25 protein-coding genes are annotated in these 25,404 nt (G+C 33.6%); 7 read left to right on the top strand and 18 right to left on the bottom strand.

The window, feature by feature from the left end; genetic code table 11:
• Positions 1-692: 692 nt before the first annotated feature.
• Positions 693-2,420, bottom strand: a complete 1,728-nt coding sequence (locus tag AC6CH4_RS04860) for a M14 family metallopeptidase (RefSeq protein ID WP_498100672.1) — start codon at positions 2,418-2,420, stop codon at positions 693-695.
• 295 nt (positions 2,421-2,715) lie between these two features.
• Between AC6CH4_RS04860 and AC6CH4_RS04865 the strand changes: the two genes are divergently transcribed.
• Positions 2,716-4,065 (top strand): DEAD/DEAH box helicase, encoded by a 1,350-nt coding sequence (locus AC6CH4_RS04865; protein ID WP_498100675.1) that lies wholly within the window; start codon positions 2,716-2,718, stop codon positions 4,063-4,065.
• A gap of 345 nt (positions 4,066-4,410) precedes the next feature.
• Positions 4,411-4,860 carry a hypothetical protein gene (locus AC6CH4_RS04870; protein WP_498100677.1) on the top strand — a complete coding sequence of 150 codons (450 nt, stop codon included), beginning with the start codon at positions 4,411-4,413 and terminating at the stop codon, positions 4,858-4,860.
• A 194-nt stretch (positions 4,861-5,054) separates the two neighbouring features.
• On the opposite strand, the gene AC6CH4_RS04875 is transcribed toward AC6CH4_RS04870, so the two are convergent.
• From AC6CH4_RS04875 to AC6CH4_RS04900, 6 genes are all read right to left on the bottom strand, one after another.
• Entirely contained in the window at positions 5,055-5,633 is a 579-nt protein-coding gene (locus AC6CH4_RS04875; protein WP_498100679.1) for a PhnA domain-containing protein, read from the bottom strand.
• 126 nt (positions 5,634-5,759) lie between these two features.
• Positions 5,760-6,650, bottom strand: coding sequence for a hypothetical protein (locus AC6CH4_RS04880; protein ID WP_498100681.1), 891 nt, complete (start codon positions 6,648-6,650; stop codon positions 5,760-5,762).
• A gap of 56 nt (positions 6,651-6,706) precedes the next feature.
• Positions 6,707-7,165, bottom strand: a complete 459-nt coding sequence (gene coaD, locus AC6CH4_RS04885) for a pantetheine-phosphate adenylyltransferase (RefSeq protein ID WP_056185597.1) — start codon at positions 7,163-7,165, stop codon at positions 6,707-6,709.
• A gap of 69 nt (positions 7,166-7,234) precedes the next feature.
• Positions 7,235-7,837 carry a zinc-ribbon domain-containing protein gene (locus tag AC6CH4_RS04890; protein WP_498100683.1) on the bottom strand — a complete coding sequence of 201 codons (603 nt, stop codon included), beginning with the start codon at positions 7,835-7,837 and terminating at the stop codon, positions 7,235-7,237.
• A 28-nt stretch (positions 7,838-7,865) separates the two neighbouring features.
• Positions 7,866-8,558: a DUF421 domain-containing protein gene (locus AC6CH4_RS04895; RefSeq protein WP_498100685.1), complete on the bottom strand. Its 693-nt coding sequence runs from the start codon at positions 8,556-8,558 to the stop codon at positions 7,866-7,868.
• A gap of 120 nt (positions 8,559-8,678) precedes the next feature.
• Positions 8,679-9,650 (bottom strand): D-alanine--D-alanine ligase, encoded by a 972-nt coding sequence (locus AC6CH4_RS04900; RefSeq protein WP_498100687.1) that lies wholly within the window; start codon positions 9,648-9,650, stop codon positions 8,679-8,681.
• Positions 9,651-9,732: 82 nt separating this feature from the next.
• Between AC6CH4_RS04900 and AC6CH4_RS04905 the strand changes: the two genes are divergently transcribed.
• The 3 genes from AC6CH4_RS04905 to AC6CH4_RS04915 all read left to right on the top strand — a co-directional run bounded on the left by AC6CH4_RS04905 (position 9,733) and on the right by AC6CH4_RS04915 (position 11,615).
• Positions 9,733-9,870, top strand: coding sequence for a hypothetical protein (locus AC6CH4_RS04905; protein WP_498100689.1), 138 nt, complete (start codon positions 9,733-9,735; stop codon positions 9,868-9,870).
• Between the two features lie 88 nt (positions 9,871-9,958).
• Entirely contained in the window at positions 9,959-10,579 is a 621-nt protein-coding gene (locus AC6CH4_RS04910; protein WP_498100691.1) for a PASTA domain-containing protein, read from the top strand.
• Positions 10,572-11,615 carry an RluA family pseudouridine synthase gene (locus AC6CH4_RS04915; RefSeq protein WP_498100693.1) on the top strand — a complete coding sequence of 348 codons (1,044 nt, stop codon included), beginning with the start codon at positions 10,572-10,574 and terminating at the stop codon, positions 11,613-11,615. The genes AC6CH4_RS04910 and AC6CH4_RS04915 overlap by 8 nt, the downstream gene beginning before the upstream one ends.
• 74 nt (positions 11,616-11,689) lie before the next feature.
• Here the strand turns inward: AC6CH4_RS04915 and AC6CH4_RS04920 are convergent, their stop codons facing one another.
• The 7 genes from AC6CH4_RS04920 to AC6CH4_RS04950 all read right to left on the bottom strand — a co-directional run bounded on the left by AC6CH4_RS04920 (position 11,690) and on the right by AC6CH4_RS04950 (position 17,134).
• Positions 11,690-12,304, bottom strand: a complete 615-nt coding sequence (locus tag AC6CH4_RS04920; protein ID WP_498100695.1) for a hypothetical protein — start codon at positions 12,302-12,304, stop codon at positions 11,690-11,692.
• Between the two features lie 70 nt (positions 12,305-12,374).
• Positions 12,375-12,536 (bottom strand): hypothetical protein, encoded by a 162-nt coding sequence (locus AC6CH4_RS04925; protein ID WP_498100697.1) that lies wholly within the window; start codon positions 12,534-12,536, stop codon positions 12,375-12,377.
• Between the two features lie 115 nt (positions 12,537-12,651).
• The gene (locus AC6CH4_RS04930) at positions 12,652-13,893 is read right to left on the bottom strand and encodes an ABC transporter ATP-binding protein (RefSeq protein WP_498100699.1); all 1,242 of its coding nucleotides are present in this window, start codon (positions 13,891-13,893) and stop codon (positions 12,652-12,654) included.
• A gap of 18 nt (positions 13,894-13,911) precedes the next feature.
• A complete protein-coding gene (locus AC6CH4_RS04935; protein WP_498100701.1) occupies positions 13,912-14,763 on the bottom strand; it encodes a sulfurtransferase in 852 nt (283 codons plus the stop codon).
• An 11-nt stretch (positions 14,764-14,774) separates the two neighbouring features.
• Complete coding sequence (locus tag AC6CH4_RS04940; protein WP_498100703.1) at positions 14,775-15,599, bottom strand: ThuA domain-containing protein; 825 nt, start codon at positions 15,597-15,599, stop codon at positions 14,775-14,777.
• Between the two features lie 14 nt (positions 15,600-15,613).
• Positions 15,614-16,003 carry a DUF1398 domain-containing protein gene (locus tag AC6CH4_RS04945; RefSeq protein ID WP_498100705.1) on the bottom strand — a complete coding sequence of 130 codons (390 nt, stop codon included), beginning with the start codon at positions 16,001-16,003 and terminating at the stop codon, positions 15,614-15,616.
• 138 nt (positions 16,004-16,141) lie between these two features.
• Positions 16,142-17,134 (bottom strand): alpha/beta fold hydrolase, encoded by a 993-nt coding sequence (locus AC6CH4_RS04950; RefSeq protein WP_498100707.1) that lies wholly within the window; start codon positions 17,132-17,134, stop codon positions 16,142-16,144.
• A 268-nt stretch (positions 17,135-17,402) separates the two neighbouring features.
• Between AC6CH4_RS04950 and AC6CH4_RS04955 the strand changes: the two genes are divergently transcribed.
• Complete coding sequence (locus AC6CH4_RS04955; RefSeq protein WP_498100709.1) at positions 17,403-18,095, top strand: hypothetical protein; 693 nt, start codon at positions 17,403-17,405, stop codon at positions 18,093-18,095.
• Positions 18,096-18,154: 59 nt separating this feature from the next.
• On the opposite strand, the gene AC6CH4_RS04960 is transcribed toward AC6CH4_RS04955, so the two are convergent.
• Positions 18,155-19,021 carry a mechanosensitive ion channel family protein gene (locus AC6CH4_RS04960; RefSeq protein ID WP_498100711.1) on the bottom strand — a complete coding sequence of 289 codons (867 nt, stop codon included), beginning with the start codon at positions 19,019-19,021 and terminating at the stop codon, positions 18,155-18,157.
• 372 nt (positions 19,022-19,393) lie between these two features.
• On the opposite strand from AC6CH4_RS04960, the gene AC6CH4_RS04965 reads away from it, so the two are divergent.
• Entirely contained in the window at positions 19,394-22,387 is a 2,994-nt protein-coding gene (locus AC6CH4_RS04965; protein ID WP_498100713.1) for a LamG-like jellyroll fold domain-containing protein, read from the top strand.
• Positions 22,388-22,467: 80 nt separating this feature from the next.
• Here AC6CH4_RS04965 and AC6CH4_RS04970 read toward each other — a convergent pair whose 3' ends face one another.
• The 3 genes from AC6CH4_RS04970 to AC6CH4_RS04980 all read right to left on the bottom strand — a co-directional run bounded on the left by AC6CH4_RS04970 (position 22,468) and on the right by AC6CH4_RS04980 (position 25,402).
• Complete coding sequence (locus AC6CH4_RS04970) at positions 22,468-22,905, bottom strand: acyl-CoA thioesterase (RefSeq protein ID WP_133507135.1); 438 nt, start codon at positions 22,903-22,905, stop codon at positions 22,468-22,470.
• A 137-nt stretch (positions 22,906-23,042) separates the two neighbouring features.
• Positions 23,043-24,068, bottom strand: coding sequence for a saccharopine dehydrogenase NADP-binding domain-containing protein (locus AC6CH4_RS04975; RefSeq protein WP_498100715.1), 1,026 nt, complete (start codon positions 24,066-24,068; stop codon positions 23,043-23,045).
• 101 nt (positions 24,069-24,169) lie between these two features.
• Positions 24,170-25,402 carry an RNA polymerase sigma factor gene (locus tag AC6CH4_RS04980; protein ID WP_498100717.1) on the bottom strand — a complete coding sequence of 411 codons (1,233 nt, stop codon included), beginning with the start codon at positions 25,400-25,402 and terminating at the stop codon, positions 24,170-24,172.
• Between the last annotated feature and the right edge of the window lie 2 nt (positions 25,403-25,404).

Raw genomic sequence — 25,404 nt, forward strand, 5'->3', positions numbered from 1 at the left:
ATTCCTTAGTAAAATATCTTCAAAAAAGTTGCGTACTAAAATGTTAAAAATATAAAAGGTAAAAAGTTGGGCGTGCCACCATTAAAAAGAGGCCCAACAAACTTTGCGTTCATTGGGCCCTTTTTTAATGCTGTCGGGCTAGTCGCTCCGCCGCGGCGGACAGCTTCTATCCCTCACGCGATTTTCGTTTTCAAAAGCTCGTTTCAGTTTTCATATTAATTTTCATTTTCCATTTATTCAAATTACTCAAAGCTAAAGAAGATAAAAATCCACATAAAGCTAGCAGAATTAAAAACAAACTTCTTAGAGGTCTTTCATTAAATGCTGATAATGGTAAAATGCTAGTTAGAATTAAAAGACAAAATGCGATCCAATAAATATTTCTTCTGAAAAATTCCAGATAAAAATTGAATACAAAAATTGAAAATATAAAAACATATCCAGTGGATAATATGGTCAATCCAAAACCAACCGATTTATGTTTTATTGGATAGAAATGATTTAAACTGTCATGAATAATTACTATAACAACAATTTGAATTATTGAAATTAATATTGATCTCAGCATTTTTATAATCATTTCTAATCCTCTTTTAGTTTAACAAAGATTTTCTACAAAGCTTTGCGATCTTAGCTTTTTTCAAAACATTCAAAATCAAAAAAAATCTTAGCGCCCTTTGCGGTTAAATAACTCACAGTACGCGATAAACAGGATACTGCATATGAGCCTTTTCATAATACACAGAATTTTTATAAATCCAATTTAACTGCGCTTCAGAGTTCTTCGCAAATTCGCGATCGTTTTGTTTTTTGGTTTCTAATTCAGCTTTTAATTGTGGATTCTCTTTTAGCAATTTCGCCGCGGTATCCTCAAAAATATATTCTGAGTAATGCTCTTTTTGCTGTAGAATCGGATCAAAGAAATTCCAGTTAAAAAATGAGTCAACGCCTTCTGGTTCAAAAGCTTCTACGAGATATTTTACACCTTTCTGTTTTGTTGAAACGAGATAGTCACCTTTGGCGAAAGCTATTTTTATAATTTTAGAATTTACTGTTGTGTTGTAGTGTAAATAATGTCCTTCATAGGCACTTGAAAATGTTTTAAAATCGGCAATTTTATAACTTTCTACTTCAATAATCGTATCGTTTTTAAGCTGCGTAAACGAAATATTATTGTTCTTTAAAAGATCAATAATATTCCAATAACCACGCGGAATGATATAAGCAGACGGAATAACAACGTCTTTTAGTGATTTGAATTCTTTTATGTACGGAACATCTTTTTTATAGGGTTTGCTACGATCGTAATACAAGCGGCTTCCTGTTGTAGCATCACTTTTTTTGTATCCGGCCTCGTATCCTAAAAAAGAAAAAGTCGTGGCTTTTGTGCTGTCCATTTCCCATTTTAAAGTATAGGTTTTTTTAGGCTGATATTGCTCCAGATTTTTTACACGCAATTCTTTGATTTTTTGATAATTGGCATCGGTAAAATCCATAGTCGATTTCATGTATTCGTAAGTCATTTTTACACGTTCGGCATATTTTTTCAGCATATGTGTTTCAACTACAAATCCAATGGTATTGAACAAGGAAGTATAGCCCGTAGTATATCTAGGACTATCGACAAACTGCCCAAAACCTTTATCCGGAGTGTCTTTAAAAGAATCTACATAAGGCGTTGTTTCGATTTTCTTTTGCTGTAAATCTTTGACCAAAGCCGGCATCATTACATCATTCATGTAATCACCCAAAACAGTTCCTAATTTATTATGCTGTGTCATAATATAAGTCAGTTTGTATTGGTAATCTGAGCCATTGCTCACGTGATTGTCAATAAAAACATCAGCATTTATTTTTTGGAAAATCTCCACAAAACTCTTGGTATTTCGAGTGTCCGATTTCATTAAATCACGATTCAAATCATAGTTTCTGGCATTTCCTCTAAAACCATAAACTTCCGGCCCGTCTTGGTTTGCGCGTGTTGTAGAATTTCGGTTTAAAGCACCGCCAATATTATAAACCGGAATACAAACTAAAATCGTGTTTTTAGGCGCTTTCATTTTTCCGATGGCTAAATCTCTATAAAATTGCATAGTGGCATCGATTCCATCAGGCTCACCAGCGTGAATGCCGTTATTGATAAAAAGAACGGCCTTAGTTTTCTGAATTTTATCAAAATCAAATTCTTTGTCAGGATTAAAAGTTACCATATGTAATGGTTCTCCTGAATCAGTCAATCCCATTTCTTTAATCTGAATGGTCGGAAAATCATTGGCTAAAAGTTGAAAGTATTTAATCGTTTCCTCATAGGAGGCCGATTGATTCCCATTCCCTTTTTCAAAAAAAGTATCGTATTTTTTAGTGTTTTGAGCGAAAATTGAGATTGTGAAAAGTGAAATGAAAATGGTAAAAAGTTTCATGAATTTGGGTTTTTAATAGGAATCAAATATAAAAAAAATAGTTTCAGGTTTTTCTTGTTTCAGGTTTCAAGTTGAAGTGAGAATAAAACCACTTGATATTTTACCGCAAAGTGCGCAAAGGTTTACGCAAAGTTCGCAAAGCTTTGCGAACTTTGTGTTTTTCAATACATTATGAACATAATCTATTTAAAAAACCTTTGCGAACTTTGCGGTAAAAATTTTAGACAAAGTTTGGGAAACTTGAAACCTGAAACAAGAAAAACCTGAAACAACTTTTTTTACCTACTTTTGCAAAATGAATAAAAATCACCATTCCAACAACATACTTTCGAATTTAGGAATTGAGAGCCTGAACGAAATGCAAGAAGTTGCTCAAGACGCAATTTTAAACGATAACAATGTTTTACTACTTTCTCCGACAGGATCCGGAAAAACATTGGCTTTTTTGCTTCCGGTTTTAGAATTATTACAGCCTGAAATTCTTTCAGTTCAATGTTTAATTTTAGTGCCTTCTCGCGAATTAGGTTTGCAAATTGAGCAAGTTTGGAAAAAAATGGGAACGCAATACAAAGTAAATATTTGTTATGGTGGACATTCCATAGATACTGAAATTAAGAATTTAAGCAATCCGCCAGCAGTTTTAATTGGAACTCCAGGCCGAATTGCAGATCATATTGACAGAGATACTTTTCGCACGGATAAAATCCAGACGTTGATTTTAGATGAATTTGACAAATCATTGCAATTGGGCTTTCATGAGCAAATGTCTTATATCATTGGAAAATTGACGAAACTGAACAAACGTGTTTTGGTTTCAGCAACTTCAGATATTGAGATTCCAAGATATACAAGAGTGGTTAATCCGACGGTTTTAGACTTTATTCCAGAGGAAGAAGAAAAAGCAAATCTATCTATGAAAATGGTGGTTTCGCCAGCAAAAGATAAATTAGAAAGTTTATTCAATTTGATTTGTTCACTTAAATCACAGTCAGCTATTATATTTTGTAATCATCGTGATGCGGCGGAACGTATCAGTGATACTTTAAACGAAAAAGGAATCTACGCAACCTATTATCACGGCGGAATGGATCAGGACGAGCGTGAACGCGCTTTGATTCAATTCAGAAATGGAAGTATGAGTTATTTAATTACTACCGATTTAGCAGCACGTGGATTGGATATTCCGGAAATGAAACACGTAATTCATTATCATTTACCTCTAAAAGAAGATGAATTTACACATCGTAACGGTCGTACCGCACGTATGCAGGCTTCCGGAACGGCGTATATAATCATCCACGAAAGTGAAAAAAAAATGGATTATATCGACTATGGAATGGAAGTTCTAAAAGTAGAAAACAGTACAACATTGCCAAAACCACCAGAATACCAAACAATCTACATTAGTGGCGGAAAGAAAACAAAACTGAATAAAATTGATATTGTTGGCTTCTTTTCACAAAAAGGAAAATTAGAAAAAGGTGATTTGGGATTGATTGAAGTGAAAGATTTCATTTCGTTTGCAGCAGTACGATACAATAAAGTAAATGACTTGTTGAAAAACGTTAAAGATGAAAAAATGAAAGGCAAGAAATTTAAAATTGAAGTTGCCAGAAAAGTAGTGAAGAAGGAAGAAGAAAGATAGTTTTTTGTTTCAAGTATCCGTTTTCAGGCTTTTTTGAAGGTAATTTGATATAAATTTCAAAACCTAATCATTGATTTTTAGTGCTTTTTGTAGTAAAATTTTTTCTTTTTTTAAGTGTTTTAAGCCTTATAAATTCGAGATTTTAAAGTGTTTTTGATACCATTTTAGATGATTATATGTGGTTTAATTTATTGTTTTTCAGTACTTTAATTCGTTATTGTGCTCGTGTTAAATCAATTTTAAACAACTATCTTAATCTTTTGTTAATAAATTAACCAGTAACGCTTTATTTTATCATAATTTCTGCGTTTATTGTGCTAGTAAATAATAAACCCCAAATTAATTATGAAAAGAATTATTACGATTGCCGTTTTGTTGATGAGTGTTGTCTCTTTTGCACAAATTAAAGTTCTTGAAACTGTTCCGGTTGAGAAGTTAGGAAAAGTAAATAACAACTACATTCAGAAAATCGGAGATGAATATACTGTATACTACACAAGTATTCAAAACGATGATGAAGAAGGTTCAACTTTGAGAAAATTTACGTTTAAAAACGTTAATAACGATTACGCAAGTCTTTACAGTATTATCATGAATGGTTTTGGTGCAAGTCCGTTATATGATATCAAATTAGAATTGCCAAACAATTATATTTGGTTGCATTACACAGGAAGTGTTATTCCTGAAAAAGCGACAGTTCAGTTTATGGTTTCAAGCAAAGAAGCTTCTTCAGCAACAAGCAGTGTTTCTGAGCCTTTCGTAAAAGACCAAATCAATAAATTATTCCAAAAATAATTTTTTTTTAGTTTCAGGTTTCAGGTTTTATTTGTTTCAAGTTAAACCTTTGTCATGAAATTTTAAATTCAATAATAAAAAAGGCTATTCAAATTTGAATAGCCTTTTTTATTTGTTTCAAGTTTCAAGTTTTTTTAGTTTCAAGTTAAAAACCTTTGAGCCTTTGTTGTTCTGTACCTTTGAACCTTTAAAGATTATATCTTTTTTACGTACTGTGTGATAATCACAATCTGTTGCCCATCAACTTTTCCTTCAATATATTCGGCATTTTCGTGGTCTAAACGGATGTTTCTAACAGCTGTTCCCTGTTTAGCAACCATGCTTGAGCCTTTTACTTTTAAGTCTTTGATTAAAACAACAGAATCTCCGTGTTCTAAAATTACACCGTTACTGTCACGGTGAACCAGTTTGTTTTCGTCGTCTTCGCCTTCGCCAGTGGCTTGCGCCCATGCCAAAGTATCTTCGTCTAAATACATCATATCAAGTAATTCCTGAGGCCATCCTGCAGCGCGCATACGGCTTAACATTCTCCATGCAACCACTTGTACGGAAATATTTTCATTCCACATACTGTCGTTTAGGCATCTCCAGTGATTTAAATCAACATTATCCGGATTTTCAATTTGGTCAATACAAGTAGTACAAGCTAATATACTTTCATCAAGTCCACCTTTTTTAGTTGGTAATACCTGATATACTTTTAGATTTTCTTCGGCGCCACAAAGTTCACATTTAGATCCGCTTCGTTTGTTCAATTCTCTTTCGATGCTCATTATTTCTGTTTGTTTTAAAAATGCGAAATTACTTATAATTGCTTTCGCTTGCAAGTTTATGTTTTGAGGTTTGCCTTAAACTCTTTACTATTTAGATTAAAAAATTTAAATCTTGAATTAATACTTTTATTTATTTCTTGACTTAGTTTCTAATTTTAGAACTTTCTTTTTTAGATTTTTTATTTCTTTATTTTGTTCAATAGTATATAATGTTAGTTCTTCAATTTTTTGTAATAATTTAAGTTGAAAGTCTTTCATATTGAGCCCCCTTTCAATCATTTCTTTTTCAGATGCTATTTCAGGAAGGTGCTTATTTGTATTTACATAAGTTTCAAGCTCCTCTAGCTTGATTAATTTATAGTCTTTCTCAAAAACAAAATCGCAGCCACCTAATAAATCTACTTTTATTTCTTTTGCTCTAATTGTTCCGCAAACATCAAGTTTGTAAGCCGGTGAAGTAGTTCCAATTCCCATATTGTTATTTAAGAAACTAACATCTTCCATTATAGATACATTTACGTTCGTTCCCAGAGGATAATCATTGTTTATTTCAGGAATTGCCATTGCATCAGGATTATAGTTTCTATTAATGGTAGCCTTATAGATATTTTGATTCAGTCCATTAGTTTCTTCTACAAGTATAGTTTTATTGCTATAAAGAGACCAGTCATTTGTTTTTTCTAAATGGCCACTGATTACAGTTGCCTGAATTTGGTTGGAAATAATTCCGCTGATTTTTGTTTTTAGAACATATACCTTAACTTGCGAGCCTTGTTCGAAGTCATTGTTCAGGCCTTCTACATACATTGCATCAGGGTTTATAGGTCTTATTGATGAAAAGTAGTATGTTTTCCTTTTGCTTCCATCCACTTTTTCTACTACTATGCTTTTAGTATTAAATTTTGACCAATCAGTAGTCAATATTAAATGTGGTCCACTATAAACTGTTGCAACTACGCTTTGAGGGAATAAATTATAACTAATAAATATAATTATTATAACTAGAATTTTTTTCATTGTCTTTTTTTAATAAAAAATATAAAATTTTTATTGTTTTTAACTGTGTTTTTATTTTATTTCTTAACTCGAACCGCATCAGGAACCAACATTTCATATTCACCGCCATTTCGCAATACGTCACGAACAATACTTGAACTGATATAAGATGTTTTTGCAGCAGTTAATAAAAATACCGTTTCAATTTTAGATAAACGTCTGTTAGTATGTGCAATGGCTTTTTCGAATTCGAAATCGGCTGGGTTGCGCAGACCTCTTAGTATGAAATGTGCTTTTTCCTTGTGTGCCAAATCTATTGTCAATCCTTCATAAGTGATGACCGAAATTTTGGGCTCGTCTTTGAAAGTTTCTTCGATAAAACGCTTTCTTTCTTCTAATGAAAACATGTATTTTTTTTCGGCATTGACACCAATGGCAATTACGATTTCATCAAAAAGGGAAATTCCTCTTTTGATAATGTCTTCGTGACCGAGTGTTATTGGGTCAAATGATCCCGGGAATATGGCTTTTCGCATTTCTTTTTAAGGTTCTAAGGTTCTGAGTTGCTAAGTTTCTAAGTTTTAATTATTGAAACTTAAATTTGGTTATTTTCTCGTGATTTTTATTATTTCATCTTCTTCATAAAGTTTTACAATTTCTCTTTTTGAATAGGACATTTTTTTATTTGAATAATTTTCATCTTTATCCAAATTATCGACTTCATATGGTAAGTAGGCATCAAAATCATTATGCGTTGTGAAAATACTATCTTTAGTTACTTTATCAATTCTCATGCTTGAGTAATAACCATTCGATAATTTTAAATTATAAATATCCCCTTCGACTGGATTTTTTATCAGATGACTGGTTTCATCTTTTTTATCAAAATAACTATTGATTGTAAAAATAAGGAATAATGCTAGAATAGTAGAGCCTGAAAACATCCAAATTGAACTTTCTAATTTTTCATTTCGGAGTTGTAGTTGTCCACTTTCAGTTAAATCTTCATAAGCAAAGTTATTTTCACAATTATTACATTTTATGAAAACTGATTTTCCAACTGGAAATAAGGGAATTAAAGTTATATGAGTATACTTCCTGTAAATGCTGAAATGTAATTCGTTTTCCATTTTACATTTAGGACATTCTTGATTTAAAATGATTCCATTTTTTACATTTGAATCCCGGGTTCCAATTAGAAATAGCATAAATTATTTTGATTAAAGTAATTAAGGTTTATGTTATCCTAAGCGTTTTTATAGCCGGAACCCATTCGTCTTTTTGACAAACTTTACATTTTGCGGTTCCTGGTTTTTGTTCTTCAGTATGACCGCAAAAGGTGCAGGCGTGAATCCCATCGTTTATGATCTGTTTGTTTTTGTCGTTAAATAAGCCCGGTAGAATAGGTAAACCGTACTTTACATCCTTATCTTCATAAAAAAAGACACTTACTTCTCCACTGGTTTCTAAAAAAGCATGTTTTATCTGACCCAAATGCTCAATAGACTTGATACGGAGTTCAGAGAAAAATTCGTCCTGTGCCAAACTTTCTTTTTTAAAAGTTGCTATAGAAAATTTACCATCCTGAATAAGACATTCTGTTTTACCTTCAATAAATTCTTCAAATTTTTTGCTTTTTCCTGTCAGCCAGGTTACGGAACGATAAAGAATGATGATAACTAAAAATACAATTGCGGCAGGTATAATACCGACATCTTCGTAAAACATTGGGTCGCCGGCTGCAGATCCTAATGCAATAATAATTACGGTTTCGAAAATAGACAATTGTTTGACACCTCGTTTTCCTGCTAATTTTAAAGTCAGCAATAAAATGATGAACATGACAGTAGAACGAAATACAACTTCCAGGGCAAAATTTGCTGGTAAATCGTTGTAAAATAATCTATTCCATTCGAAGATTTCTTTCATTTTTTTTAAGTTGCTAAGAGTCTGAGATGCTAAGATTCTAAGTTTTTTTTATGACAATACTAATTTAAAAAACTAAGGTTCTGAAATCTTAGCATCTCAGAACCTTAGTATCTTAGCAACTTATAAGAGTGCTAACTCAATCGCATTTGTGAATAAATCTTCAAGAGAAATTCCGGCTGCTTTTGCTTGTTGCGGAATTAAACTTTCAGTTGTTAAACCTGGGATTGTATTCATTTCAAGCATGTAGGGCTCGTTGTCTACGATGATGAATTCGCTTCTTGAGAAACCTTTCATTTTTAAGACTTCGTAAGCACGTTTTGCAGTTTCGCCAACTTTTTGTGTTAGTTCATCTGAAATTCTTGCTGGTGTAATTTCCTGTGATTTTCCTTCGTATTTTGCTTCGTAATCGAAGAAATCATTGTCAGAAACAATTTCTGTGATTGGCAACACTTTAATTTCTCCTTTGTAATTGATTACACCGACAGAAACTTCAGTTCCGTCAAGGAAGCTTTCGATGATGATTTCGTTGTCTTCTTTATAGGCTACTTCAATCGCAATCGGTAATTCGGCTTCTGATTTTACTTTTGAAATTCCGAAACTTGAACCCGCTTTATTTGGTTTTACGAAACATGGCAAACCAACTTTTTTAACGATTTCTGCCGTATTGATTGCGTCACCTTTGTTTAGATAATATGAAATAGCTGTTTTGATTCCGTATGGCTTTAAAACTGATAATAAATCACGTTTATTGAAAGTCAGTGCCGACTGATAATAATCGCATGACGATTGCGGAATTCCCAATAATTCAAAATAAGCCTGCATTAATCCGTCTTCTCCCGGAGTTCCGTGAATGGCGTTAAAAACACAGTCAAAAGTGATTTTTTGATCGTTTACAGTAACAGAAAAATCATTTTTATCAATAGCATATTCGGCGTTGTTTTCATCTACATAAACCCATTTTTCTTTAAAAATATGAATGCGGAATCCGTTGTATTTTGTTTTGTCAAGATATTGATGAACGACGTTTCCTGAGATTAGAGAAATTTTATATTCGCTTGAATACCCGCCCATGATAATGGCAATATTTTTCATGTTTTACTGTTTATTTGTTTAATCGAACTGTTGTTTTATTGTTTATTGTTGATTTGTTAAATCGTTTAATCGAGATGTTCTTTTGAAACTGAGTCTCCTAGCCCTGATGGGAGCGGCATCCTTTTGTGTCCGCCGCGGCGGACGCAAAAGATACAGCGGACAGCAGGAAACAGCTCCTAAAAATTATCCTTCTCCCGAATGTTCGGGACGCTCAGGATGACAATCATGCGACTTTCTTCCTTAAAACAAAATTATCATTTTTTTTGAAACGAAATAGCTTTATCTTTGCGACTAATAAAAATAAATTTATGAGTTTACGTCAGTATTTAACAAGCCGGGTTTTTTTCGTGCAAATTTTAATAGCGTTTGCTATTATTGCTGTTTTAGGTTATTTGTTTATGCATTGGTTGACTTTTACGACCGATCACGGACATGAAATTGAGGTACCGAATTTAGCAAAATTAACTGAAGAACAAGTCGAAGAGAAATTGGACGAATTAGACTTAGATTACGTGCTTTTGGATAGTGTTGATTATAGAAGTCAATTCCCAAAATACAGTGTTGTTGAGCAAGATCCGTTGCCGGGAACGAAAGTAAAAGTGGGAAGAAAAATATATATTAAAATTAATTCTTCAGGATTTTCATCAGTTAAAATCCCTGACTTAATTGAGAAAACGTATCGTGAAGCGGTTCCGACTTTGAAGGCTTTAGGTCTTGAAGCGGGAACGATTACTTATATTCCGAATCTTGGAAAAGATATGGTTTTGGAGATGCGTTACAAAGGAAGAAATTTAAAAGTAGGAGACCGTGTGCTGAAGGCTTCTAAAATCGACTTGGTTTTAGGGGACGGAAAAGCAACGTATGTAGATGATAGTCAGGCAACAGATAGTTTAGCAGTGCCGGAGACAGAAACCCCAAAAGATGAATAATAATATTGAAAATTTAGATCTGGAAGACGAATTATTCGAACATTTCAGATTTGAAGTCCCTAAAGGTCAGGCATTTTTGCGTATTGACAAATATTTAATGAATTTGATTCAGAATGCGACACGAAATAAGATTCAGAATGCCGCTACTGAAGGAAACATTTTTGTAAATGATATTCCGGTAAAATCAAATTATAAAGTAAAACCGTTTGATGTTGTAACGGTTATGTTATCGCATCCGCCCTTTGAAAACCATATTCTACCGGAAGATCTTCCGTTGAATATTGTTTATGAAGATGATGCTTTGTTATTGATTAACAAAGAGCCGGGAATGGTGGTACATCCGGGTCACGGAAATTATACCGGAACTTTGGTAAATGCTTTGGCACATCATTTTGATAATTTGCCAATGAATAGCAGTGAGCGTCCAGGTTTGGTTCATAGAATTGACAAAGACACGTCCGGACTTTTGGTTGTTGCCAAAACGGAAGCTGCCATGACGCATTTGGCTAAACAATTTGAAGCTAAAACATCTGAACGTGAGTATATTGCACTTGTGTGGGGAAATGTTGCCGAAGAAGAAGGAACGATTGAAGGAAACCTTGCCAGACATTTAAAAGACCGCATGCAAATGGCTGTTTTTGCTGATCCTGAAATAGGAAAACCAGCGATTACACATTATAAAGTTTTGGAACGTTTTGGTTATGTGACTTTGATTTCTTGCAGATTAGAAACCGGAAGGACGCACCAGATTCGTGCGCATATGAAACATATCGGGCATCCGTTGTTTAATGACGAACGTTACGGAGGTCATTTGATTTTGAAAGGAACAACGTTTACGAAATACAAACAGTTTATAGAGAATTGTTTTAAAGCATTGCCACGTCAGGCATTGCATGCGAAAACACTTGGTTTTGTGCATCCAAATACAGGAGAAATGATGCGTTTTGATACAGAACTGCCTCAGGATTTTCAGGATTGTATTGAGAAATGGCGTAACTATGGAAAGACGCATAGTATTGAAGAAGAGGAAAATTAATTAGATAATTTGTCAATTAGAAAATTAGATAATTTCTTAATAGTGATAAAAAAAAGCTCCAACAGGAGCTTTTTTTATTGGATACTTTTAATTGTTAAGTCTATTATTTTGGCTTCACCGTTGGTTAGGAAACCTAATTTTCCTTGTTGGCTTAAATTGCTTTTCTCGATGGAACATTCCAGGAAAGTTTCGTTATTGACTGAAAAGTAAAGTTGATTATTAGCAACTCTAATTTTAACCGAATACCATTTGTTATTTTCTAACTTCATTGGTTTTTTGAATAGAGTTGGACCGCCGCGTTTACCGTATTCGTCGCTGTTTTTATTGTAAACTCCTTGACCAATCACGATATTTTGATCGATTTGATACAGATAGGTTCTGATGTATTTCTCTTTGTCGATATTTAACATAACCTCAAACAAGGATTCTTTGGTCATGTTAACTTTAAAATCGATTTCATAATTTTCAGGAAGTTGTTTTTTAGATTCTATAACTCCCCAATGCATTGGTCCTCCAGTTCCGATTACGGTATCTTTCTGCAACAACCATTCTTTTGGAGTAAAATCCCAATCTGATGTGAGCTTAGAAACTTTGGTGATTTTATATTCTTTATTTGCTGTTGATATTGTTGTAGAACACGAAATTGCTATTTGTGCAATTGCTAGTAGCGCTATTAATTTGATTTTCATTTTTATATTTTAACTTAAATCCAAACTCTATTATTCTAAGAAAATTGAATACTCACTCTCAAAACATTCATTAAAATGAAATAGAATTATCTTTTAGGAGTTTTTGTAGACGTATAATTTCGTTTACTAATTTAGGTACCTGATTTCTTGACATCGCAATAAAATCTTGATCATCTTTTCGGATATTAAAAAATTCTATATCGTAATCTCTGTCATTTTCTTCTCCTGTCATAATAAAACTTGATCCGCTTTCATGATTTCTTCCCTCTATGAATGAATTCCAAGGTGATCTTGTGGCTTTATTGCACGTACTAATAATGTTCTCTAGTTCTTTAGTTTCTATATTTTTAATTTAACTCCGAATGGTATTTTATTTTTCCAATTGATCCCGTAGCTGCTGGCAATAATTCAAAAACAGAAGTAGGAGCGAGGCCGGATTCTATGCGGTGCGAAACGTATAATATACTGACATTCGTTTCCTGTTTTATGGTGTTGATAAGCTGAATAACCATATCTACATTTTCATCGTCTAATCCTTCAACAGGTTCGTCTAAAATTAATAATGGTGGGTGTTTTAAAACGGCACGAACAATCAATCCAACTCTTTGTTGACCTATGGAAAGATCTATGAATCGTTTTTTTCTTAAATGTGTCATTTCGATTACTTCAATCCATTGCGAAACGATTTGTTTTTGATGTGTCGTTGGCTCGATATAAAGTCCGATGGAGTCAAAGAATCCTGAAAGAATCATTTCTTCTAAAGTGTGACCTTTCTGAAATAAATCGGTCATTGATGTTGTGAAGATTCCGATTTGTTTTTTAATGTCCCAAACACTCTCTCCAGTTCCTTTTTTTCTTCCGAATAAATATAAATCCTGACCAAATCCTTTTGGGTTATCGCCTGTAATCAATGATAAAATCGTGCTTTTTCCAGAACCATTCGGGCCTATTAATTGCCAGAATTCACCTTGCTTTATCGTCCACGAAATGTTGTCTATAATTTTTCTGTCATCATAGCTAACTGAAACATTTTCCATTTTAATTAATACACTTTCGTGGAAAGTATATGGTTCAATCGCTTTTGGAATTGCAGCTGTATTTAATGTTTTAAAATGATTTTCTGTTTTTGAAATAGGATGTAACTCAAAAGAGTTGTCTTTGATCTGCGCTTTGTTTGGAACAAAAGGAAGAATATCAACAACACGATTTACGATTTGAATAATAGCAATTATATTAGCTAAATCCTTTAAAGATTCTGCTAAGATTACTCGTGAAGCCTGATCTAGATGATCAAAAGGATTATCAAAAATGATAAAATCCGGTTTTTGATTGATGCAGTATTTTAAGAATTCTTTTTTGCGCTCACCTGATGAAAAAGTTCGAAGTTGTCTGTGTGATTCAGGAGAAGCTTCTACCGAATCATATTGATATTCCTTTTCGATAAATTTCTCAATAGCAATGTCTGAAAACAGAATTCCTTTTTGATTGTTAAAAACGGCTAATTCTCCTTTGGCGCTGCCGGAAAGCAATAGATCTATAAAGGCTTTTTTATTTACTAAGTTTGATAAAAGGATATCCCAATGTTGCATTTCTGTATTTTAAAATAATTATTCTGTTTCTTTTGTAAACATTTCGCGATCATTTCTAGACCACTCGCTCCATGATCCCACATAAAGTTTCGGAATTTCAATTCCGGCATAATCCATTGCTAATAAAGTATGACAGGCTGTAACACCCGAACCACAATGTACAATTACATTCTCCGGTTTTGTATCGCCTAAAAGGGTTATATATTTTTTATTTAAATCTTCGGCTGATTTATAAAATCCGTTTTCATTTAAATTTTCGCTAAACGGAACATTGATTGCACCCGGAATATGTCCTGCGATCAAATCCAGCGGTTCTGTGAGGCCATCAAAACGATTCTTGTCTCTAACATCGATTACTATGTTTTCGCTATTTTTTCGGGCTTTTTCGACTTCTTCAATATCGGCTACAGCCAATTTCCAATTTGAAATTTTATAATCAGTTGGGACGAAATCTTCTATTGCTGAACTTGTTGGAAAACCAGTTTTTATAGCTTCCTGCAAACCGCCATTTAAAACCTGAACTTTTTCATGTCCGATTGCTTTCAGCATCCACCAAAATCTTGCTGCAGCATTTGATCCATTTTTGTCATCGTAAATAATGACGTGACTTATTGGAGAGATTCCGAGTTTGGAAAGTACTTGAGAAAATTTTTCCAAAGAAGGCAAAGGATGTCTTCCGCCATTTGCAGGATTATCGACAGTTGCCAAATCCTTATTCAAATCAACATAATGCGCACCTTTTAAATGTTCGTTTTTATAGTTTTCTTCAGCATTGATTCCGGCTCTGGCATCAATTAAAACAAATTCTGATGCAACCTTTAATTGCAATAAATCTTCAGGATTTATAATAGGAGAAAGTTTGTGTGACATTTTGGAATAATTTATTTTTTTGAATTTCCGAATAATTGTAAAGCATTCAGAATTAATTTATTTTGATTCTCATTTTCAAAAGTATTTGAAAGCGTTTTATTTGTTCCGTGTTCGTAATCAATATCATTATGTCCCATGTTTACATAAAGCATTTTGTACTTTTTATTCGTCCAAACGACTGGATAATAACCATTATGCCAAATTTCATGCGCTTTTGGTCCGGTTCCTAAGGGAAAACTGCTTTCATCAATTGCTAATAGAATTTTGATATCTGGATTTTTTGTCAAATCATTGCTCCATCGGTACCATTCATTGGGCTGTGATGAAAAAGTTTTAGGAATTCCTTTTGTTATCGGATCTTGATTTTCAACTCTTAAAACAGCCGATGTTGGTCGCCAGGTATTGCTTCCGTATTCGCCTGAACCGAGAAAAGTATTATGATACCAATCCCAGTTTTGAGGATAGGAAGAATCGTTTAAGGCAAAGGCCGAAAAATGAAAGCCGATGAAAGCGCCGCCGTTTTCCATATATTTCTGGAAAGCTTCTCTTTGACTTGGTGTTTCTGGTCTTGTGTCTAAAAATAAAACGACTTTATATTGCGCCAAAAACTTAGCATTCAGATTGTCCCAATTACTGGTTGAATCGTATTCAAAATGATTCTCTTCAGCGATTTTTGGAAACCACTTATTCGCTTCGTGAACAAAGCTGATATGTGCCTGATCATTTTTACCGGTATAAAAAGCAATGACATTAAATTTTGCATTTGTTTTTTTAGGCTGCGAAAACCCTAAAAAGCAAATCGAAAGAAGAACAATCAGGATATATTTTTTAGACATATTTTTTATTTGGATTACCCAGGAATTTTTTCGATTAATATTTCATTTCCTGCCAAGTCAAAATAAGTACAAGTCATTTCGATAATATCAACTCTCCATTTTGCTATTCCGCATTGCCCACAATGATTACAAAAAGTCATATAATCACTCTGTCCGTCCTGATGGGCCACTAAAAATTCGATAAAACGTTCTTTATTTACGGTTGCTGAAATTGGTATTAAATTATATTTTTCATCAGAAGCGACAGTATAATTGTTTACACCATAATATTCAGTATGTCCGTCATTTACAAATGTATCATAGCCTTTTACACCTAAAATGATTAAGTCTTGTATATAATTTGGGAAATCTGCTCCGCTTTTTACTTTAGCATGTGCTTCTTTGATTTGTTCTATTGTAAACATATATTTTGAGTTTTAAGGTTATTTAAAAAGGTTGCCACGAATTACACGAATTTACACTAATTTTTTATTTTGATGCCTAGAATTAATTCGTGTAAATTCGTGTAATTCGTGGCAAAAAAAAGTTTGTGGCGAAAAAGATTATTGTTTCAAAAATACAATTAATGGTTTTATAAATTGATCGAAAGATTCAATATGAGGTAAATGTCCTGTGTTTGGTACTTCGACTAATTTTGAATTCGGAATCGCTTTTTGTGTTTTTTTACCCAATTCGGCATAGTTTCCCATTGTTTTTTTGACTTCTTCAGAAACCAGGTTTTTGCCTAAAGCGGTTTTGTCTCTTGTTCCGATAATTAAAAGGGTAGGACTTTTGATGTTTTTAAATTCGTATACAACCGGCTGTGTAAAAATCATATCATATAAAAGTGCCGAATTCCAGGCAACACGATTATAATCCGGAGCTGAAGTCCAGCCGGCGCTAAGCTCGGCCCACTTTTGGAAATCGGCATTCCATTTTCCATCATAATAATTTTCCATTTGATATTTTTTAATAGCCTGATAATTTTGTTTTAATTCTGATTCGTACCACCAATCGACAGGTTTGTAAGGAACAACCAATTTCCAGTCTTCTAAACCAATCGGGTTTTCCAAAACTAATTTTTCGGTAGCTTCAGGATACATCAAAGCAAATCTTGTCGCGAGCATTCCGCCCATCGAATGTCCAAGAATAGTTGTTTTTTCAACTCCTAAATGATCCAATAATTTTTTGGTATTTTCAGCCAGTTGCTGAAAAGTATACTGAAAATTATCTGGTTTGGTTGATTTCCCGAAACCAATCTGATCCGGAACAATGACACGGAAACCTTCTTTAGTTAAGGCTTTAATAGTTGATTCCCAATAAGCTCCGTTGAAGTTTTTACCATGAAGGAGTACAATGTTTTTCTTATTATATTTTTCAGGAATTATATCCATATAAGCCATTTTTAAAGATTGGCGTTGATTGCTTAGCTCTATAAATTTTACAGGAAAGGGATATTCGTAATTCGTTAAGTTAATATCTAAAGGTTTAATATTTCCTTCTTGTGAAAAGCAAAAAAATGGCAAAAGCAGTAAAAGCAGTTTTATAATTTTCATTTTCCAGACAGATTTAGGATTAAGAACTATAAAATTACCGTTAACCATTTTGAAATGCAAAAATTAAAGTCTTAAAGTTATCAGAAAATTAAAATGAAAAATGATTCTATAGTTTGAATATTTATTTGGAATTTAAATTGAATGTAAGAAGTTGATTGCTAAAATATTACACTTAATCGAGTAATGTGGTAATTTGTGGAACTTCTTTTATTAACAAGAAAAATATCCGTAAATTAGAGTAAGAATGTTGTCAGCTAAATTTGGTATTATGAAAAAAACAATACTATTACTCTTGCTCACAGTCCCCACATTTGCCCAGGAAATCAACACATTTGATTTCGCCGTTATAAACTCTACATTAATATCTGCAAATATTGACCTGGATAAAGGGCGGAGCGTTGTTGCAGCCAATGAAAATCAATATTCGGCTTATTTTCAGTATGCTCTCAATATGTGTGATGACGATATTATTTTTGGTGCCGGAATTGATAAATCGGAAATTGACCGAACTTATATTAGTTATATCGGGAAAATTTGCGGTAAGTTTAGAGCTACGATTGGCATTGGTTATCTCGAATCTCGAAGTGGTTATGACGGAACCTTTACTGGTTTTAGTATTTCCTGGCATTTTTCAGAAAACACTTATATTGGGGGAAATCTTGAAAACCTGCATTCGACAAGTGTTGATTATGAAACCGATGAAAGTTTTGACTACTATAAAAAATTGGTTCCTAAGGTTTTTGGAAGCTATGAAATTATTCCCAATGTTATTGTTTTCGGACAATTAAGCAGCAGAGTAAATGATATTGCTTTAAAATATCAGGTTCGTCGTTTTTCAGCTGGCGGATTTTATTCCGGACATGGAGTAGGAGGGATTTTTGGAACCGTTAATTTGGGCCGATTTGCAATTTCCTGCAGTACAACTTTTGATAAAGTGAATTTCGGATTGAAGTTTCAGTAATGTATCAGCCCACGGATTTAACTGAGAGAAACGGATTGTCGCGGATTTTTTTCTTTTAACTACTTTGAGGATTCTTCAGTATTTGTTTTATCTTTTTTCAGTGTAACAACCCTTTGAGGATAAGGAATATCAATATTCGCTTCATCAAAACACTTTTTAATGCTTTGCAGCAAATCACAGTACATTACAAAACCGTCGGTAGAGTTTTTTGCCCAGGCCCAGGCTTTTAATGTTACGCTTGAATCTGCCAATGCCACAACACGTGCCACAACCAAAGGTGCTTTTTGTTTTTTGTTTTCTGCCGTTCGGGTATCAATGAAGAGAGGATGTTTGGCAATTTCTTCTTTCATGATTTCTAGTGCTTTTTCGACATCAGAATCATAACCAATTCCAATTTCTATGATTTTACACGATTTCGTATCATGCATATTTGTGTTGACAATAATTTGATTGCTGATGACCGCATTCGGAATAATGATTCGGTTGTTTTCTGCATCTTTCAAAACGACTTGTCGTAAATTGATATCTTCTACAGTGCCGACAAAATTATTGATGGTGATTTTATCATTGATGCGAAAAGGTTTAAAAATCACTAAAAAAATACCGCTTACGATGTTACTTAAAGCTTGCTGAGAAGCCAAACCGGCAACCAAAGAAATCATACCGGCTCCGGCTAAAACGGAATGACCAATGATTTTAAATTCCGGAATTTGTATTAAAGCAAAGGCAAATCCTAAAAGGTAAATTATAGTTATGATGAGATGTTTTAAAAACTTGAATCCGGTTGCATCATAATCTTTATTGCTTTGTTTTCGGTATAAAAGATACCGAAGTAGTTTATCTGTTACAGCTCCTAAAATAATTGTAGTAATAGCAATAATAGCGATGAAAATAAGGATTCTAAAATCTTTTAAGTAATCGATCATAAGTTTTTATTTTGAGAAAAAAATTCAAAAACAGTTAACACTATTTTTTGGATTTGATAATTTATAACAAAATGAGTTTGGAACTACAGAGAAGCAAAGTTATCAATTCCCCTTTTAATATTATAAAAGATTATTCATTCATAATTGTATGATACTATGTTTGCCGTAATTTTTTTTCATCTTATTTGTTAAAGGAAATGTAAGAAAATAATTGATTTTGTGTTTTTATTTTTTCCAATGCGACAAACACATCTCTTTTATTTCGAAATATTTAATGTATTGATAATTAGAAGTGTAAATGCAGGATAGGACAGGATAGTAGCTCTTTTTCTTATAGGTAAATTGGTAATAACCAATCTAACCTCGTTTATTATGAAAAAAAGTACTTTGACATTTAACCATGTGTTTAAAATTTTTATGATTTGTGGCTTATTTGCCCATCTTGGTAATTTAAATGCACAAACATTAGCATTTCCGGAAGCAACCGGTTTTGGGCGATATACTACAGGCGCAAGAGGTGCTGCAAATCCCCAAATTTATTTAGTGACCAATTTAAATGATAATGGTCCTGGTTCATTTCGTGATGCCGTTAGTCAGGAAGGAAGATTTGTGATATTTCGAGTGGGAGGTATTGTTAATTTACTTTCTCAGGTCGTTGTAGCAAGTAATACCACTATTGCCGGACAAACTGCAACTGGAGAAGGAATCGTATTTCTTGGACCAAGAGTAACATTTACAGGAGCCAATAATACTATAGCGAGATATCTGCGTATTCGTTATGGAGGCACAGCCCAAAATCAGGACGCATCCGGACTTGCCAATGGAGCTAATATGATTTTTGACCACATGACCTTTACCTGGGGTACAGATGAAGTTTTTTCCATTAACTGGGATAGTAAAGGAATAAGTCCCGATAATATAACGATTCAGAATTCTATTATCGGTCAGGGGCTGCATCGCCATAATCATTCCGCGGGTGGGTTAATTCAGCCTTCGGGTGGTAAGATCAGTTTAATTGGAAATTTATACATCTGCAATAAAACGCGTAATAATAAAATAAAAGGCATTAATGAGTTTGTAAACAATGTTGTTTATAATTGGGGGAATTACGGCAATACTTATGGACATACAGAATCAGGAGATGCTTATATTATGGGTGGAGATTCTGCAGGAAGTTCTGATGTAAATATTATCAATAATTACTTTATAGGCGGCCCAAACACAAGCACTTCAGTTACGACACCTTTTAACAGAGGAAATGATAATTTTTCTTTATATGGCGCAGGCAATTATTTTGACAATAATAAAGATGGCGTATTAAATGGTATTTTAGTTCCCGCTGATTTAACAGGATATCCTACCGGAGATGCAGCAACGATTCTGTCAACTCCGTATGATTATCCAATGAAAACGCCAACTTTAACGGCTCAGACCGCCTATGATAAAATAGTTTCCGGTGTTGGAGCTTCTTACCCAAGACGAGATCAGGTAGATAACTTAATGATTTCAGATTTGATGTCTAAAGGAACAACAGCTGCATATGTGTATGTTCAAACGGATTTAACGACACAGTTTGGTTTTATAAACGGAGGTGCAGGACATGTTTACGGTGCGCCAGCTCCATTAGATACAGATAATGATGGTATGCCAGATAACTGGGAAGATGCCAATGGCTTAAATAAAAATAGTGCTGATGCCTTAACAGTTAGTACATCGCATGCACCATATCTAAACATTGAAGTATATATTAATGGATTGACAAATGTAACCCCGCCAAATTTTATTATTCCACCATCAAATATAAATTTCACTAATGTGGCTTCAATAGAGACTCCACCATCTAGTTCGTTGACAATTAACTGGATTGATAGCGCAACAAATGAAAACAACTATATAATAGAACGTTCTGCAAATGGTACAGATTTTACAGTAATTAGTACGCAGGCAGCGAATACTACAAGCTATAATGATACAGGTTTACTTCCAAACACACTTTACTATTATCGTATTAAAGCAATAAATAGTACAGAGTCTTCGGTATATGAAACGGCAACGATAACTACGCCACCTATTCCGTTGCCACCAACTAAAGCAAGTAGCCCGGTTCCGGCTTCAGGATTTAATAATGCAGAACTAACAAGTGGTAACTTAACTTTAAAATGGAGTGGGAGTTCAAATACGGTAACTTATGCTGTATATTTTGGTACATCTTCTTCAAACTTAGCCAAATTAGGAGATGTTGCTTACTCAGCAAATCCATCTTATCAGCTTACTGGTTTAAGTCCTGCTATAAATTATTATTGGCGAATTGATGCTGTAAATGATAAAGGAACATCAATGGGCGATGTATGGAGTTTCAGAGCATTGACACCGGCTCTTGTAGGTCATTGGCCATTTAAAGAAGCTCCTCTAGCCGGAGAGCAAATTACTGATTTAACAAGTTATGCAAATTATGGAGTATTAGATCCGGCTTTTGATAATGCCACCGTAAGGGTTTCCGGAAAGGCAAACAAAGCAATAGATTTTTCAACGTCATCAAATAATAAGCCGATGGTTAGTATTCCAAATCAGGACCACTTATTATTTGACAGAAGTTCCTTTACTGTTTCATTTTGGATGAAAGCAGCACCTGAATCATTGCCAACTTCTTCTTCGACGAGTATTTATGTTTTATGTAAAGGCTCGTTTACAAAAAATACGACAACAGGTGCAACTGGTAAAAGATATAACATAGAGATTAAAGGTGGTCTTTTGCGTTTTGCCATAGATGATGATATCACTAAAAAAGAAGTAACTACCGCGGCGGCCAAATATTTTACAGGAGAATGGGTAAATGTTGTTATTATGAGAGATGTAATCGCTCATAAAATGAGGATATATACAAATGGTGTCTTTTCAGCAGAGCTTGATGAGACTGCTGTTACAGGTATCGCCGAAACAAGTGATTTAATAATTGGAAATATTGGAGAAATTGAATTGTCTTCCGGTACGGCACCTGCAGCTTATAAGGGACAGTTTGATGAACTTCAGATCTTTAATTACCCATTAAATACTACTGAAGTTACTGCCTTATTTACGCAGGAGTTTTTGAGTACGGATAAATTCAGCCAAAATAAAAGTACTACTATTATATATCCAAATCCTGTAAAAGATCAAATTTTTATCCAGATTCCGAATTATAATGTATCTGATGTAACAGCGACTTTGGTAGATATAACCGGAAAAATTATTCTTAAAGAAAAAGTTATTTCTAATGGGAATGGAATTTTTGCATTAAACGTTGCAAATAAAAATATATCGGGAATTTATATTTTAAATGTGTCCGGAGAAAATTTAAACAGCAACTTTAAGATTGTAGCAGAATAATTATTTCAATTAATGTAAAAAAACAAAGCAGCTAAATACTTAGCTGCTTTTGGTTTTATAATTAAAAAATTGAGTTAATTTTAAAGTCCGACAAAGTCATCACTTTTCGGGAAAATACTCAAAGCCTCGATCGCAATTTCAGGAGTTGGAGAAGCTAGTTTACGAAGTTTAGTATCCATCCAGGCGCCATCAACCGTAATGACAGCACAAAGCGTATCATCTTCTCTTCTGAATTCGTGAATGATCGACCAACGAGAAGCATCGGCTTTCATTTTGGATGTTTTGGTGTGAATAAATATCTTGTCTGAAAGTTTTAATTCTTTTCTAAAAACGCATTCTTCTCTAAATAAAACCGGTCCAAAACCTTGTGTTTGCATAACTCTTAAAGTTAAACCCAGTTCTTCCAGGATTTCGATACGGTGTTGTGCACCAAAATCGTAATAAGCACTATGACGAACATGAAAATTAGGGTCAAGATCTGACCAGCGAAAGGAAATTTCTTTAATAAATGAAGCCATTTTTGTATTGTATTTTTAATATTATTAAAGGTTGTTATTGATAAAATAAACTTAGTAAAACAACCCACTTTTTCGGAAATCGAAATTACAAATAAAACCCTAACGGTTTATTATAAAAGGAATAATTGGTTGAAATATTAACTTAATTCAGCCTCCTGGACTGTTGAAATTATTATATCATCTTCATTTAAAGACTGTAAAAAGTCAACTGCATCAAATACTTCTCCTATCGTAGTCACTCCCATTTTTTTTGCTTTGCCTGATACGATTCGATTAACAGTTTCTACAACCAAAGGAGCGGTAACAGCATAGATATCCTGTCCCTGAGCTATTATTGTTCTTTTTTTATTGTTTTTGGTCGCTACAATTTCTATACAAAAATTTTGAGAAGATCTGTTTTTTTCGTCCACAGGTTTGGGTTCAGGTGTTTCTTTATTTCGAAGATCATCTAAAGAATTTTGGCTTAGATAGGTATTGATTGTATTAACATTTAAATGGCGGGAAATGGTAATTATTTCAGATAGAGGTAATGCCACAACTTCTTTAATTCCAATAGGGTTTTTAAAATCCCAGTTTATAGGAAGACCAGGTTGAAGATCTTGCAAACGATTGTCCTTTAAGGTCAATCTTGTGTAGTGATTTCTATCGCCTGTTAATCGTGTTCCTTTTGTTGGGTGCCAGGAATCCAGACCGATGTAAATATTTATCTCATCAATTTGATTCCAATCCTGAGTTATTGCTGAGCTTAACAAATCACCTAATCCACCATAGAAAGCAGCAGCTGGTATAATTAAAGTTTTGGCCAGTTTTGCCTGTTCAGAAAACTGTTCAAAAACATCTAATACCGCTTTTTGCTCAGCACTTAAATCAATGTAATGAGCCTGTAATCTTAATGCAGATTGAATGATTGGTTCAGCTGTATCCAAATAAGGTCCGGCACAATTTATAATAATTTTTGCTTCTGAAAATGCTTCATCTAATGCCTTTGCATCGTTAATATCGGCTGGTTTTATTTTAAACTGGGGATATTCTTTATTCAATAGGATTAATTTTTCCTGATCTCTTCCGGAGAGAATTAGATTATATCCTTGTTTGAGTAGGGCAACAACAATAAATTTCCCGGTATGTCCGTAAGCACCATAAACTGCAATAGTATTTTCCATAAAAAAGTAATGAGTTTGTTAGAAATATCTAAAAAGCTAAAATAGGGTGTATTTGTCAAAGTTTAATTTTAAGAGTCGCTTTTTTTAAAACTAAAAGAATTCTATATTTTAATCAAACTAATATTTTTAATTATAGTTGCCTTATCTGCTGGAGAATTGGTGATTTGTAGTGCCTTTTCAAAATTTTCAACGGCTTTTTGATTGTCAATATCTGTATAAAGATTTCCTAATAACGAATAATAAAAAGGATTTTGAGTAAGATTTAGTTTTTCGGCTTCAATAATGGCTTCTTGTTTGCCATTTGTTTTGGCCAAAGCAAAAGTTCTGTTTAAAGCCGCAATAGGCGAATATTCTAAAAAGAGAAGGTGATTATAAAGCTGCAGGATATTTTGCCATTTTTCGGGAGTGTCTTCTTTCTGCGTGTGCCAATAGGCGATGCTGGCTTCCAGATGATATTTTGAAAGTTCATTTCCTTTTGAAGCCTGAACGAGATAATATTGGCCTTTTTCGATTAATTCCTGATTCCACAATGATTCATCCTGGTCTTGATACAAGATTGTTTCGCCATTTTCGTTTGTTCTGGCATCAAATCTTGAGCTATGAAAACACATTAAAGAAAGTAAGGCGTTTGCGGCCGGGAGATTGGTTGTTGGATTTTCGATTAATAAAAAAGTCAATCGCATGGCTTCAGCACAAAGATCTTTACGGAGAATGGTATTTTGCGAAGTCGAATAATAACCTTCAGAAAATAATAAATACAAAGTTGTTAAAACGGTTTCTAAGCGATTATGGATTTCAGAAATTGTGGGCTGCTCAATTTTAATATTGGCTTCTTTGAGCTTTTCTTTGGCCCGATTGATTCTTTTGTAAATGACTTCTTTATTGGTTAAAAAAGCATCTGATATTTCCTGAATTCCAAATCCGCACAATAAATTTAGTGCCAATGCAATTTGCGCTTCGGCAGAATTTATAGGCTTACAAACGGTAAATATCATGGCTAATTGACTATCATTGATGTTCTTATTTGATAAATCAATTTCGATTTCTTCTGATTTATTTGCTGTGTGCTTTATCTCGACAGAAAGCTTTTGTTCGAAAAGGGCATTTCGTTTCAGGTAATTTTTTGTTTTGTTTTTAGCTACTGTATAAAGCCAGGCCGTTGGGTTTTCAGGAATTCCTTTTATGCTCCAAGTTTCGGTTGCCGCCAGAAAGGTATCGCTTGTAATATCTTCGGCAATTTCGATATTATCGATTCCAAACAAATAACAGAGTACCGAAACTATTTTTCGATACTCTGTTCTGAATAAATTGGGTAAAAGCTGACTTTCTTCCATAA

It is taken from the genome of Flavobacterium sp. GQ95 (assembly GCF_059758655.1).

Excerpts from the sequence above, each read along its gene's own strand:
- AC6CH4_RS04860 (WP_498100672.1), bottom strand. The coding sequence starts at position 2,420 with ATGAAACTTTTTACCATTTTCATTTCACTTTTCACAATCTCAATTTTC.
- AC6CH4_RS04865 (WP_498100675.1), top strand. The coding sequence starts at position 2,716 with ATGAATAAAAATCACCATTCCAACAACATACTTTCGAATTTAGGAATT.
- AC6CH4_RS04870 (WP_498100677.1), top strand. The coding sequence starts at position 4,411 with ATGAAAAGAATTATTACGATTGCCGTTTTGTTGATGAGTGTTGTCTCT.
- AC6CH4_RS04875 (WP_498100679.1), bottom strand. The coding sequence starts at position 5,633 with ATGAGCATCGAAAGAGAATTGAACAAACGAAGCGGATCTAAATGTGAA.
- AC6CH4_RS04880 (WP_498100681.1), bottom strand. The coding sequence starts at position 6,650 with ATGAAAAAAATTCTAGTTATAATAATTATATTTATTAGTTATAATTTA.
- coaD (WP_056185597.1), bottom strand. The coding sequence starts at position 7,165 with ATGCGAAAAGCCATATTCCCGGGATCATTTGACCCAATAACACTCGGT.
- AC6CH4_RS04890 (WP_498100683.1), bottom strand. The coding sequence starts at position 7,837 with ATGCTATTTCTAATTGGAACCCGGGATTCAAATGTAAAAAATGGAATC.
- AC6CH4_RS04895 (WP_498100685.1), bottom strand. The coding sequence starts at position 8,558 with ATGAAAGAAATCTTCGAATGGAATAGATTATTTTACAACGATTTACCA.
- AC6CH4_RS04900 (WP_498100687.1), bottom strand. The coding sequence starts at position 9,650 with ATGAAAAATATTGCCATTATCATGGGCGGGTATTCAAGCGAATATAAA.
- AC6CH4_RS04910 (WP_498100691.1), top strand. The coding sequence starts at position 9,959 with ATGAGTTTACGTCAGTATTTAACAAGCCGGGTTTTTTTCGTGCAAATT.
- AC6CH4_RS04915 (WP_498100693.1), top strand. The coding sequence starts at position 10,572 with ATGAATAATAATATTGAAAATTTAGATCTGGAAGACGAATTATTCGAA.
- AC6CH4_RS04920 (WP_498100695.1), bottom strand. The coding sequence starts at position 12,304 with ATGAAAATCAAATTAATAGCGCTACTAGCAATTGCACAAATAGCAATT.
- AC6CH4_RS04925 (WP_498100697.1), bottom strand. The coding sequence starts at position 12,536 with ATGACAGGAGAAGAAAATGACAGAGATTACGATATAGAATTTTTTAAT.
- AC6CH4_RS04930 (WP_498100699.1), bottom strand. The coding sequence starts at position 13,893 with ATGCAACATTGGGATATCCTTTTATCAAACTTAGTAAATAAAAAAGCC.
- AC6CH4_RS04935 (WP_498100701.1), bottom strand. The coding sequence starts at position 14,763 with ATGTCACACAAACTTTCTCCTATTATAAATCCTGAAGATTTATTGCAA.
- AC6CH4_RS04940 (WP_498100703.1), bottom strand. The coding sequence starts at position 15,599 with ATGTCTAAAAAATATATCCTGATTGTTCTTCTTTCGATTTGCTTTTTA.
- AC6CH4_RS04945 (WP_498100705.1), bottom strand. The coding sequence starts at position 16,003 with ATGTTTACAATAGAACAAATCAAAGAAGCACATGCTAAAGTAAAAAGC.
- AC6CH4_RS04950 (WP_498100707.1), bottom strand. The coding sequence starts at position 17,134 with ATGAAAATTATAAAACTGCTTTTACTGCTTTTGCCATTTTTTTGCTTT.
- AC6CH4_RS04955 (WP_498100709.1), top strand. The coding sequence starts at position 17,403 with ATGAAAAAAACAATACTATTACTCTTGCTCACAGTCCCCACATTTGCC.
- AC6CH4_RS04960 (WP_498100711.1), bottom strand. The coding sequence starts at position 19,021 with ATGATCGATTACTTAAAAGATTTTAGAATCCTTATTTTCATCGCTATT.
- AC6CH4_RS04965 (WP_498100713.1), top strand. The coding sequence starts at position 19,394 with ATGAAAAAAAGTACTTTGACATTTAACCATGTGTTTAAAATTTTTATG.
- AC6CH4_RS04970 (WP_133507135.1), bottom strand. The coding sequence starts at position 22,905 with ATGGCTTCATTTATTAAAGAAATTTCCTTTCGCTGGTCAGATCTTGAC.
- AC6CH4_RS04975 (WP_498100715.1), bottom strand. The coding sequence starts at position 24,068 with ATGGAAAATACTATTGCAGTTTATGGTGCTTACGGACATACCGGGAAA.
- AC6CH4_RS04980 (WP_498100717.1), bottom strand. The coding sequence starts at position 25,402 with ATGGAAGAAAGTCAGCTTTTACCCAATTTATTCAGAACAGAGTATCGA.